Genomic DNA, 13030 nt, shown 5'->3' on the forward strand with positions numbered 1-13030 from the left:
AAGGGGAGAACTTTGTTCTCCCACAAAGGATATATGTTATTGTACCAAATACAGAACTATAAAATCAATACAAAAGCCCCCTACTTGTATACTAGTAGAGGACTTTCGATATACTTATAAATTTTTATCATAAATACTTGATTTGATTCTCAAGTATTTTAATTATGACATCAATTGCTCTTGAGCTTTATACATACATAGAGCTGCTGCTACACTCACATTTAACGATTCAATGTCACCATACATAGGGATCATGATTCGATGCTTACATAGATTCATAACCTCAGGTGTTACCCCATTCCCTTCATTACCTAAAATCAACATACATCGTTTATCGTATGTAATCATATGATATGGTTTTGAGTTTTCTAAGGCAGTTACATAGGTAGACATATTAGATTCCGCAATCAGATCATTGAGCATAGATAATGTCACATCTTCATAGACTGGTATTTTATGTAACGCACTCATTGTGCTACGTACCGTCTTATCATTAAAAGGATCTACAGTACCTTTCATTAAAAATATGCCCTTCACACCTGCTGCTACAGCGGTACGTATAATCGTACCTAGATTACCAGGATCTTGTACGCCATCTAGTGTAATATAGACACCATCTTCAATAGAGATAGATTCTATACTATGTTTGGGTTTAGCTACAATGGCAATAATACCTTGTCCATTTACGGTATTATCGATTTTATCAAATATTGGATCTTGCGCAATATAAGTAGGAATTGATTGCATAGAATCTAAAGCTAATAACGCTTCGATATTATTATCTTTAAATTTAGACTCTCGTATAACAATTGTTTTTATTACACCATTAGATGATATATCACGGATAGAACGGATACCTTCAACAATATACTCACCATGTTTATTACGATTTTTACGTTGTCCTAGAGAAACTATACGTTTAATAGTCTTATTATCTTTAGATTGGATAAACTCCATGCTAACTCCCGCTTTTTTGACGAATCCATAGATTATAAAAAGCCCCTTTTAACTCAATTAATTCTTTGAAAGAACCTTTTTCTATTATTTTACCATATTCAATATAAACAATTTCATTTGCTTCTTGTACTGTGGATAATCGATGAGCAATGCTTACGATTGTTTTACTACCACGGATATTTTCAATACTCGCTTGTATTTGTTTTTCAGTATGACTATCTACGTTAGCCGTTGCTTCATCTAATAATAGAATAGGTGTATTTCTTATGAGCGTACGTCCAAAGGCTAGTAGTTGCTTTTGACCGTCTGATAATAGTGAACCTAAGTACCCTACAGGTGTATTATAGCCTTCTGGTAATTGTTCAATCATAGTATCTAAATTAACTTGTTTTGCTGCTCTTACCATTTCATCATGACTGATAGAAGTATCAAACAGTGTAAGATTATCTTTAATAGACCCTTTAAATAAATACGCTTGTTGGAATACATACCCCATTAAGTGACGGAGTACAGAGCTATCGTATTTAGCAATATCAATACCATTTATATAGATGGTACCCTTTGTAGGTTTATAGATACCCATTAATAAAGATAACAATGTGGATTTACCACTACCAGAGGGACCAACAATGCCTGTAAAATCACCAGACTTAATATGTAAGGTGAAATCTTGTAATGCATAGGTATCATTATTTTCATAAGAGAACCAAACATGATCAAATTCAATTGATTCAACAGGAATCAGTTCTTTCGGAACTTCATCGACCATATTTCGGTCTTTCTCTTCTAATAATGGTACTAATCGTTCAGCTCCAGCTAATGAACTTTGCAATGAATTATATTTGTCTGCAATTTCCTTTAATGGCTGAAAGAAACGATCCATATATTGAATGAAAGCAAATACAGTACCTGCATCGGCTACAGAATCTACTAAATTAGTAGTAGTAAATATGACGATTAAAGCTACGAAAAACAAGCCATCAACGAGAGGTCTGAAAATAGAAAATGTTGTAACTTCAAAAAGACCAGCTTCTAAAAAACCTTTGTTAACAGTTTCATATCTACCTTCTATGGCTTTTTCTCCACCGTAGGATTTAACTATAACAATATAGTTCAGCAATTCCTTAATGCTCGCATTGGAGGCCGCTACAGACCGTCTTACTTGACGAAAAGCCTTTCTAGAAAACTTTTGATATACCCAAATAATCCCGCCCATAATAGGTACTAAAATCGTCATAATAACAGCTAACGGTACATTAATGGCATACATGAAGGCTAATATACCAATAATCATTAATCCGCTACTAGCTAAGTTTAACAATACATCGGTATATAAGGTACGCAGTGATTCCACATCATTAGTAATACGGGTTACCCAATTGCCAATAGGCAATTTATAAAATTCATCATGTGGTTTATGTAGAATTTTTTGGAACACAATATGGCGAATATTATAGATTATTTTTTGACCAAAGCTTTTTAAAAAGTAATTTTCTACGAAAATAAAACATACACTACCAATGATTGTTAAGCCATATAAAACAGCATAATATTCAATGACATGAATATCATTAGTGGCAAATCCTAGATCTATTACTTGTTTTGTAAGATACGGTCTAAATAATAATAATATAAGATTTCCAGCGAGTGCGATTGTAGCTATTAATAAGATGCCTAAATAGGGTTTAATATATGCAGTTATATAGGAGAATAGAGCCCAGTCATTTCTAACGTTATGCTTATTCATTATGACTCTCTCCTTTCTGCGCTTCATAAAGGGTTTTATATAAACCATTTCTAGTTAACAATTCTTCATGTGTACCCTCTTCAACTATATGGCCTTCATCAAAGACAATAATTTTATCCGCCTTTTCAATGACCTCTAAGCGTTGAGAAATACATAATATAGTTTGTGTATGAACCGTATGTAATGTATCTAAAATAGTATTGACGGTTACTGCATCTAACGCAGAGAAACAATCATCTAATAATAAATATGGTGCATTTTTGTAAAAACCTCGAGCCATATTAATGCGTTGTTTTTGGCCCCCCGATAAGTCATGACCTTCTTCTGCAAGATTATGTAAATCATTATGTAAAAGGTCTCCTAAATCTCTATATAAGTCTGCTTTTTTTGCGGCTACCTCAACCGATTCATGCATAGGTAAGTCTTTACCAAATTTAATATTATCTTCGATGGTAGTGCTCAATAAATAAGATTGAGTTGGCACATAAGCAATTGAATTTCTAAGCTTAGATAATGGTATATCTGATATATCTTGATTTCCAATATATATAGACTTCGGCGGACATTCTTGTAGACCAATAAGTAGTTTAAAGAGTGTACTTTTACCAGAACCAGGTTTACCTACAATACCAATAAAAGATCCTTTCCGAATGGTTGTAGATACTTGTGATAATGCATGACCTTTAGAGTTTTCATAGTTAAAATCTAAATAACGTATATTGATATCTTCAAGTGGTAATACCTCCGTAGTGTCATCAATTGACTCGATTGGTAGACGTAAGAAGTCCGTAATACGATCTAAGGATGCCAAACCTTTTTGGACAATAGAAATAAGCCCACCAAATCCAATTAAAGGTCCTACTATTAACATAATAAAGGAATTGATAGTTACAAATTCACCTATAGTCATATTGCCTTCGACAGCTAGATGTCCACATATAAAAATACTAATACTAATACAAATAAAGGGCGCAATTCTTGTTAAAGGGGTTAGTACAGAATCTAATAATGCTACATCCATATTTTTCTTATAGTTCAATTTATTTATTTTTTCAAAAGAATTAGAAATAATACGTTCCCTATTAAAAGCTCTAATTACATCTATACCTTGAAATAATTCTTGGCCAAATTCTGTCATGTCACTATACGTTGCCTGCGCACTACGCTGTTTAGCACGCAATTTCCGACCTAACACAAAGATAGCTACAATGATGAAAAATACAGGTGTCATAATTTTGAAAGCTAATAAACCATCTATCTTTTGTATGAGAATAATTGATCCTACAATGGAATAAAATATGATATCCACCACAATCATTACACCTAAACCTAACGCTACACGAAGAGATGTAACATCATTCGTCATTAACGCCATTACTTTACCAGGTCCATTTGCCTCATAGTATGTTGTTTTTATTTGTAATGCTTTTCTACACAAAATTTCACGAAAAAGGTACTCCATACGACGGATGGAACCAAGTAAGGTACGTCGTGAAATAACTTTTAGAATCGTTATGATAATAAATAATAGAATAAAGTAAATAATATAATTGACTAAGCCTTCTTTATTGTGACTTAGGGTATCGATGGCATTACCAATGAATTGTGGCACAAATAAAAATGCTATATCAATAGCAATTAGCATAGTTAAGCCGATGGCATAAACCCAGCCTTCTCGGCGGAAAAACTGCATAAATAGCTCTATAGGTTTCATAGGACCTCTCAGTTAAATTTCTATATTACAGGATTATCATTATTTAAATATACTCCTTATAGTATACACATTTTTTTCATATATCTTAATACACCTATACGTATATAATGTAGTTTATTACAATATTCTCTCATTAGTAGTTACCAATAATATAATTTTTATAATCTATAATAACACTATATCGAATTTTTTAGTTTACTTATGGTAATGTAAGTGTTATACTATGCATAGATACAAAACGTATCCTTACAAACATTAGAATTAAAACTCTTAGGAGGAATACAACATGGAAAAACGTACTGGCGTAGTAACATTTGCAGGTGGCCCTATCACATTGGTTGGTCCAGAAGTTAAAGTAGGTCAACAAGCTCCTGACTTCACAGTTTTAAGCAACGACTTACAACCTAAAACATTAAAAGATTTCGAAGGTAAAGTAAAAGTTATCTCCGTTGTTCCTTCCCTTGATACAGGCGTTTGTGACGCTCAAACTCGTTGGTTCAACCAAGATGCTACTGCACTTTCTGATGATGTTGTAGTATTGACAATTTCTATGGACTTGCCGTTCGCTCAAAAACGTTGGTGTGGCGCTGCTGGCGTTGATAAAGTTATTACTTTATCCGACCACAAAGATGCTTCCTTCGGTGAAAACTATGGTTTCTTGATCGAAGAACTTCGTCTTTTGACTCGTGGCGTAGTAGTAATCAACAAAGAAGACAAAGTTACTTATGTTGAATATGTACCTGAAGTAACTCAAGCAGTTAACTTCGATGCTGCATTAGAAGCAATTAAAGCTGATATCTAATTCTTAGATATTCTGTTGATTATACTGTGGTGTAATCGAAAAAAGACCGTACGGTGTACGGTCTTTTTTATGTGGTATAGTATTTAAAGTTTTATTGTAGGTGAATTATAATGTGGATTCGTATTTCTAAACTATTATTAACAATAAAAAATATAGCCCTTGTAGGCGTTGGTATTTCACTTTGTATTGCCCTTATCAATACATTAATAAGTCTCGGCTATGTTACTTGGGCAAATATTCAAGGATATAGCACATACTCTTTATTAATTGAAGAATTAATTACCTTCTTCCTATACTTTGAGTTTATTGCACTCATCGTAAAATACTTTAAAAATAACTTCCACTTCCCTCTTGATTTCTTTTTGTATATTGGGATTACAGCAATTGTAAGACTTCTAATTATTGACCATGAATCTGCATTTGATAATTTAATTTGGTCCGTTGCGATTCTTGTACTCGTATGTAGTTTAGTATTAGTAGAAAAATTTATTGGACATAACGAGTAATAGCTTTAAGAACTAAATTATAAATAGGTAATATAAATAAAAGGGCTCCTACAAATGTAGGAGCCTTTTTTGAGCAATTAAATCAATCGATATTAGAAGATATTTTTTGCATAGTTAGCATATTTAGCTTCTAATTCTTCCATTTTATCGTTCATTTCAATTTGTAATTGAGATGCTAAGTCATATTCACGGTCATTAAGTGCATCGATTAAACGAGTGAATAAAGATTTGCGATCATCGCTATCTTTAGCAAGATAGAAACGTAAATCGTTAACTTCTGCAAAACGTTTATCATCTACACTATTACGGCTATCAGTATGAATAGCTACCATATTACGAACAGTATCAAGATTACTAGGGATTAAACGGTGAGCTAATACAAGTTTCCAACGTTTCAAAATAGATGCAATGAAGGAATCCATCAAGTCCTTAGCAAACGCATTACCTTGAGCCAATGTTTCAACTAATTCAGGATTGTTTTGGTAACCTTTAATATTTTCCCATACAGTAGCTGGTGCAATACCAAACATTTGATTACGTTCTTCTTGAGTGAAATCATCGAATACGTCTTTTTCTGTACGGTATGCACGGTTTGTAGCAAGGTATTCAGCTGGTTCACCAACTTCTTTAGAAAGTTCTGCTTCCAATTGAGCTTGTGTTTTACCAGATGTAATAGCATATTTCATACCATCAAATGCAGAGATGAAAATCAATGCCAAAGCAGTGTATGTATTTGTATAAGGGTTTGGAGAACGTAATTCATAACGTGTTGCCATAGGATTATCGATATCGCGAATCAAACCACAAAGGATTGTACGGTTACGGCTAGGTTCAGACGGATCAGTACCTAAAGATGTAACAATACATACTGGAGCTTCGAAACCAGGTTTTAAACGATTTAAGGAGTCTGTTGTGGAGCTGATGAATGGATTAATTGCTTCGTAGTGTTTCAATAGACCCATGATAGCACCAATACCTAAGGAGCTAGCAGATTCTTTACGCATATCTTCTGGGCTGAACAAGTTAACAAGTTTACCAGATTTCAATTTAGCCATAACACCAAAGTGTGTATGTTCACCAGAACCAGCTACACCAATAATAGGTTTCGCATTGAATGTTACATCAAGACCATTTTCGCGGAATACTTCACGAACGATAATACGAGCTTGTAATTCATTATCTGCTGTTTGTAATGGGTTGCCAGAGAATTTCCAGTCGATTTCCAATTGTTCCAATACAACGGATTCATGACCATCTTCATCAAGTTTAGCTTTTACACCACCAACTTCTTTATGGCCCATTTCAGCATCCATACCGTATTTATCAAGACGTTCTACGGCTTGTTCTAATGCAGTACGAACAGTGCCGTGTGTACGTTGCCAGTATTGTTCTTGCAAACGTTGAGAAACGGACAATTCTTTTTTAGTAACTGTTTTAGAAGGTGTTTTTACCCAGAATTCTAATTCAGTAGCAGATGTGAAAACAATATCTACCACATCATCAGCTTTCACATGAGGCATACCAGGTACACCTTTTTCTTTGATCAAGGATAACAATTCTGCACGAACATAGTCACAGCTGCGTTTCAAAATAGAACGAGAATCTACATAGCGGTAATTATGCATCAAGAATGCAGGAATACGAAGTGTACCAGTTGGCAAACCTGTTGCTTCATCAATGTTTTCGTAGTTGTAATCAACAAACCAGTTTACACTTGGGTCGCCCCACATATCAACACGAGCATTGTTCAATGTAGCGATATTTGTCAATACTACAGAGGAACCATCAGTTTGAACAGCACGGCCTTCAAAGAATGCTTCATAATCATCAAAGAATGCAGCCATTGGGATTTTTTCATCTGTATCATTACCAGCTAAGTCGATACCTACTAAAGATACGAATTTAATTTCTGGATGTTGTTCTAATAGAGATAAAACACCTTCTTTACCATATTGACCTGCAGGAATGTAATACAATAATTCTTTTGTAGCCATATTTGTTCCTCCTAAACTATAAAAAAAGACTCCAACAATGTAGATATACAAACTGCATACCTATCCAGTGGAGTCTTCATTGACTAATTATTTTCTTGACTACATATTACCATAGTGAGAAAATTCTTGTCAACAACTTTCTATAGAATTTTACCAGAATATTAACCTAGTAATTCTTTTACGATGGTATTTACTAATTTACCATCTGCACGGCCTTTAGTATGTGGCATAACATGTTTCATAACGTTACCCATATTTACATTATCTCCGCACTCAGCAATGGCTTTTTTTACAACATCGCGAATTTCATCTTCTGTCAATTGCGCTGGCATATATTTTTGAAGAACAGCTATTTCTTCCTTAACATGACTAATTAAATCTTCACGACCTGCCTTTTCAAATTCTGTAAGAGAATCTTGGCGTGTTTTCATTTCTTTAGCTAAAATACCTAATACACCATTATCATCAAGTTCAATTTTATCATTTATTTCTGTATTTTTAATGGCACTATTGACCATACGAATAACAGATAAAGCTATTTTGCCTTCTTCTCGAGCCTTCATAGCAGCTTTCATATCTTCTTTTAATTGATCTTTTAAACTCATGGGAACCTCCTATACGACTCAATCATTAAATACATATTAGTATCTTAGAAACTAATATATATAAAGAAACCCTAATTCTGGATTTCATGAAGCCATGAAAAGGCAGAATTAGGGTAATCATCTTATGCTCTGAATTTGCGTTTTCTTGCTGCTTCAGATTTTTTCTTTCTTTTTACGCTTGGTTTTTCGTAGTGTTCGCGTTTTCTTACTTCAGACAAAACACCCGCTTTTTGGCAGGAGCGTTTGAATCGACGAAGAGCACTTTCAAGCGTTTCGTTTTTACCGACTTTGATTTCAGACATCTATATCCCTCCCTCCAAAAATAATCTCGGGAAGTGCTGATAATTTACATACGCACATATAATATTATATGTATAGGTATAGATGTTGTCAATATTTTCCGGTATATTTTATAGGAATTTTAATAAGTATTATAAAAAGAATACATTATACTCAATTTTAAGCTTCAGGCCAGCCCATTTCTTCGCCACCTAAAAGATGTGCATGCATATGGAACACCGTTTGACCTGCTTTTGCGCCAGTATTAAAGATCAAACGATAACCATCTTTAGAAATACCTAGTTCTTTCGCTACATCACGTACGAATGGCAATAAACCTTCCACATAGTCTTCATTTTTTTCAGTAAGATGAGCAATGTTAGCTACATGATTTTTTGGCACAATAAGAACATGTACTTTTTTCACTGGTTCAATATCATGGAATGCATAAAATTTATCGTTTTCTAATACTTTTTTAGATGGAATTTCACCATTGATAATTTTACAGAAAATGCAGTCACTCATACGATAACTCCTTATTCAATAATTAAATAATTATCTTCTAAACCTACAACAGTACCTCCGATTAGATCACCAATCTTATGTAATCCATCAGACTTTACTTTACCATTTATATACTCATTTGTTAAGCCCATATAATATCCATTCTCTTCTTTTTCGATGAGAATCTCACCAGGCTTACCAATGCGAGATTTTGCGTATGCTTCATAGCCAGATTGGCTAAGACCATTTAAAAGCGCTACACGAGTTTTCTTTACAGCTTCAGGTACTTGATCCGGCATAGTAGCTGCTGGTGTACCTTCACGAATAGAGTATGGGAATGCATGAATATGGGTAAACCCAATTTCCCGTACTGTATTTAATGTTTCTTCAAAGTCTTCATCTGTTTCTTGCGGGAAACCTGCAATAATATCAGTCGTAATAGATAAATCTTTAATACGAGAACGCAAATTTGCAATCAAGTCTTTATATTCTTGCAATGTATAATGGCGTTTCATCAACTTTAATACATGATCAGAACCAGCTTGTAGTGGTAAATGTAAATGTGGACAAACACGTTTATTAGTAGCCATTAATTCTACTAACTCATCAGAAACCTCTACAGACTCAATAGACCCGAAACGAATACGATATAAATCAGGAATCTCTAATAAAGCTTTTACTACATCGGCTAATGTAGGGCGACCTGGCAATTCTACACCATAATTCCCTAAATGTATACCTGTTAATACGATTTCATGGAATCCATGGTCTACTAAACGTTTTGCTTCTTGTACAATATCATCCACTTTACGAGATTTTAACTTTCCTCGAGTATAAGGAATGATACAAAAGGCGCAATAGTTATTACAACCTTCTTGAATTTTCATGAAAGCACGAGCTTTGTCAGATTCATTACCATATAATGGCATTTCTTCAAAGTTAGACTCGTTCATAATATCTCTAACAGCATTGATTTGACGTTCTGTAGATTCTAATTGCTCTACTAGCTCAACGATTTTAGATCGATTATTGGTACCAATAACAAGGTTAACACCGTCAATAGCAGCAATCGCATCTGGATCAAGCTGAGCATAACAACCAGTAACAATTACATAAGCATCTTCATTTTGACGCTTTGCTTTCCGAATCAATTGACGGGATTTCTTTTCCCCCATATTGGTTACAGAACATGTATTAATTACATATATATCAGCTTTTTCATCGAAGTCTACTGCTTCGTAATTATTTTGTAAAAATAAACCTTTCATAGCATCTGTGTCATACTGATTGACACGACAGCCCAAGGTTGTAAAAGCAACGGTTTTCATTGCACCTCTCTATTCTTGTTTAATTTATAGTTCTAATTCATATTGAATCATTGCTAATGATCCAATAGCAGCAGTTTCTGCTCGTAAAATAGTAGTACCAAGAGAAACTGATTTTCCACCACTCTCTATAATAGCATTGATTTCCTTCTCTTGATAGCCCCCTTCAGGACCAACACAGATTAGAATATCAGTTATAGTTTGATTAGTGTGTACTGATTGTAGTGCAGTCTTAATAGTATGACCATCTTCATTTTCATAAGCTACTAATTTTAATGCGTCAGCTTCGATTGTTAATACTTGTAAAAGCGTTTCACCTACTACAAGTGTGGGCAGTTGATTGCGTCCACACTGTTGGGCTGCTTCTAGCATAATTTTTTCCCAACGACTGACTTTTGATTGTAGTTTCTTATCATCATATTTAGCTACACAGTTTGCCGTAGATACAAGATAAATGGTATCTACATTTAACTCCGTCGCCTTTTGTAATACCCATTCTAACTTTTCGCCTTTCAATAAGGATTGAACTAGAATAGTTCGATACGACGATACATCAGACGCTACATATTCAATAAGTTTAGCCTGTGCTATACCATCCACTTCATCGGTAATCTGATAGATACCACAACGATTATCACTGCCCGTTACAGTAATGGGTTTCTCCATATTATGACGAAATACATGTAACACATGATGTGTCACATCTTTCGGTAATTCTATTCTTTCATCTAATGGTGTAGGAATAAAAATCTTTTTCATCGCTTTTCTAGCGCAAATGTATGCCAAGGCCCTGCAATGCGCTCCTCAATAATATGCCAATCAGCCTTAATATATGGCATAATCTCATCATGCCGATCATCTATAATGCCACTTATAATTAAAATACCCTTATCCTCTAGTTTTTTACCAATTTGAGGTAATAGTATTTTAAGTGGATCCACTGTTAAGTTAGCTAAAATTAATTGGGCAGTACCATTGAAATCACTATCCAAATTACCACAAATAATCTCTGCAGATACATGATTATTCTCACAGTTAATACGAGCTTGATTGGCAGCATATTCCTCAATATCAATCCCAACCAAATGCTTGATCCCTAAATGTGCTGCTACCAATAAGAGAATACCCGTTCCTGTACCAATATCTAAACAAGTAACTTGATTAAGATCCATGGATTCACAATAAGATTTCAATAGTTCGGCACATGTACGTGTTGTCTCATGAGAGCCAGTACCAAAGGAAATATCGGAATCGATTTCTATAATTGTTTTATTGTGGACGTTATCATATTCTTGCCAAGCAGGTTTAATAATTAAATTAGGTAGAATTTCTGTAGGTTCAATATATTGCTGCCAAGAATTGAGCCATGTAGATTCATCTAATATATTTGTATCAACGGATGTGACACTAATATTTGCTTCTGTAAGACGTTTTTTTAAGTCTGACTTAATTGTATTAGAGTCCAATGATGGATTTGCATACATAGTTAATTTAATTAAATTTGGTTGATTTTCTACATCTTCTTCTATAATTCCATTGTCTGCATAATCGTCAAAAAGAGTAGTCACCTCATCGGTGGCTACTCTTTCACAGACAATGGATACTTCTATCCACTGCATATATGCTCCTTTATAGGGAATGTGACGGAACAAACCATTCCTTCACATGAGCTGTTCATTTAGTCAAAACGTCCTTAATTTTTTCAAAAAGACTTTTGCTCACTTGTAAGTTATTTACATCTTCGTTACTTTCGTTTGCAAAGCGTAATAACAACTCACGTTGAGTATCTGTCAACTTCTTAGGCGTTTGAACAGTTACCACAATATGTTGGTCCCCTCGTTGCTTAGGGTTACGCAAATATGGAATACCTTTGCCCTTTACGCGGAATGCCGTTCCCGTTTGAGTACCTTCTGGGATCTTTAACTCTACTTTACCATCTAAGGTGTTAACTTGTATAGTAGCACCTAATGCAGCTTGAGCAAAACTAATATTTACACGGCTAATAACGTCATTACCATTTCGTTCAAATTCCTTATGAGGACGAACAAAGATATATACGTAAAGGTCACCCTTAGGACCGCCCAAAATACCTGGTTCCCCTTCATTAGCTACACGTAAGCGAGAACCGCTGTCTACGCCAGCTGGAATCTTGATAGAAATCTTGCGCTTAGCAAGCATTTCACCAGTTCCACGGCATTTAGAACAAGGTTTTTCAATGCTTTTACCAGTACCATGACAACGAGAACAAGTGCGAACGGATTGCATACGTCCAAATGGAGTATTTTGAATAACCGCTTCTTGACCAGAACCATGACAGTTTGGACAAGTATCGACACGAGATCCTGGTTCACCACCAGTACCATGACAGTGATCACATTCTTCATGACGATGCACTTCTATTTCCATAGATTTACCAAAGGCTGCATCTTCAAAGGAAATATCAATATCTTCGCGCAAGTCATTGCCTTTTTGAGGTCCTTGTTGTTGGCGACCACCGCCAAACATGCCACCAAAAATATCGCCAAAGATATCACCAAAGCCCCCAGCTTGACCACCGAAACCGCCAAAGCCACCTTGGAAACCACCGGCGCCAGCGC

Annotated in this window: 13 protein-coding genes; 2 read left to right on the top strand and 11 right to left on the bottom strand. The window is 34.8% G+C overall.

Features of this window, described 5'->3' with window-relative positions; translation table 11 throughout:
* Positions 1–162 precede the first annotated feature (162 nt).
* From QZ055_RS01060 to QZ055_RS01070, 3 genes are read right to left on the bottom strand one after another with little or no spacing between them, the layout of a single operon-like run.
* The gene (locus QZ055_RS01060; protein WP_295824078.1) at positions 163–957 is read right to left on the bottom strand and encodes an RNA methyltransferase; all 795 of its coding nucleotides are present in this window, start codon (positions 955–957) and stop codon (positions 163–165) included.
* Position 958: 1 nt separating this feature from the next.
* On the bottom strand, positions 959–2704 hold the full coding sequence (locus tag QZ055_RS01065; protein ID WP_295824081.1) for an ABC transporter ATP-binding protein: 1746 nt from the start codon (positions 2702–2704) through the stop codon (positions 959–961).
* Positions 2697–4418 (bottom strand): ABC transporter ATP-binding protein, encoded by a 1722-nt coding sequence (locus QZ055_RS01070; protein ID WP_295824083.1) that lies wholly within the window; start codon positions 4416–4418, stop codon positions 2697–2699. The genes QZ055_RS01065 and QZ055_RS01070 overlap by 8 nt, the downstream gene beginning before the upstream one ends.
* Positions 4419–4704: 286 nt before the next feature.
* Here QZ055_RS01070 and tpx point away from each other — a divergent pair, with 286 nt between their 5' ends.
* Positions 4705–5220, top strand: a complete 516-nt coding sequence (gene tpx, locus QZ055_RS01075; protein WP_005386678.1) for a thiol peroxidase — start codon at positions 4705–4707, stop codon at positions 5218–5220.
* Positions 5221–5330: 110 nt separating this feature from the next.
* On the top strand, positions 5331–5726 hold the full coding sequence (locus QZ055_RS01080) for a phosphate-starvation-inducible protein PsiE (RefSeq protein ID WP_295804122.1): 396 nt from the start codon (positions 5331–5333) through the stop codon (positions 5724–5726).
* Positions 5727–5818: 92 nt separating this feature from the next.
* Here QZ055_RS01080 and QZ055_RS01085 read toward each other — a convergent pair whose 3' ends face one another.
* The 8 genes from QZ055_RS01085 to QZ055_RS01120 form a co-directional block, all read right to left on the bottom strand.
* Positions 5819–7720, bottom strand: coding sequence for a glutamine synthetase (locus QZ055_RS01085; protein WP_295824086.1), 1902 nt, complete (start codon positions 7718–7720; stop codon positions 5819–5821).
* A 161-nt stretch (positions 7721–7881) separates the two neighbouring features.
* Positions 7882–8325: a GatB/YqeY domain-containing protein gene (locus QZ055_RS01090; RefSeq protein ID WP_009661126.1), complete on the bottom strand. Its 444-nt coding sequence runs from the start codon at positions 8323–8325 to the stop codon at positions 7882–7884.
* A gap of 122 nt (positions 8326–8447) precedes the next feature.
* Positions 8448–8627: a 30S ribosomal protein S21 gene (gene rpsU, locus QZ055_RS01095; RefSeq protein WP_004695751.1), complete on the bottom strand. Its 180-nt coding sequence runs from the start codon at positions 8625–8627 to the stop codon at positions 8448–8450.
* Positions 8628–8784: 157 nt separating this feature from the next.
* Entirely contained in the window at positions 8785–9129 is a 345-nt protein-coding gene (locus QZ055_RS01100; protein WP_024063776.1) for a histidine triad nucleotide-binding protein, read from the bottom strand.
* 11 nt (positions 9130–9140) lie between these two features.
* Positions 9141–10436 (bottom strand): tRNA (N(6)-L-threonylcarbamoyladenosine(37)-C(2))-methylthiotransferase MtaB, encoded by a 1296-nt coding sequence (gene mtaB, locus QZ055_RS01105; RefSeq protein ID WP_295824088.1) that lies wholly within the window; start codon positions 10434–10436, stop codon positions 9141–9143.
* A gap of 24 nt (positions 10437–10460) precedes the next feature.
* Positions 10461–11192 (bottom strand): 16S rRNA (uracil(1498)-N(3))-methyltransferase, encoded by a 732-nt coding sequence (locus QZ055_RS01110; protein WP_295824090.1) that lies wholly within the window; start codon positions 11190–11192, stop codon positions 10461–10463.
* Positions 11189–12052 carry a 50S ribosomal protein L11 methyltransferase gene (locus QZ055_RS01115; protein ID WP_295824092.1) on the bottom strand — a complete coding sequence of 288 codons (864 nt, stop codon included), beginning with the start codon at positions 12050–12052 and terminating at the stop codon, positions 11189–11191. Before QZ055_RS01115 ends, QZ055_RS01110 begins: the two co-directional genes overlap by 4 nt.
* A 55-nt stretch (positions 12053–12107) precedes the next feature.
* The coding region (locus QZ055_RS01120) for a DnaJ C-terminal domain-containing protein (protein WP_295824093.1) at positions 12108–13030 on the bottom strand (923 nt) is incomplete at its 5' end.

This window comes from uncultured Veillonella sp., from assembly GCF_905209685.1.
Taxonomy (GTDB): domain Bacteria; phylum Bacillota; class Negativicutes; order Veillonellales; family Veillonellaceae; genus Veillonella.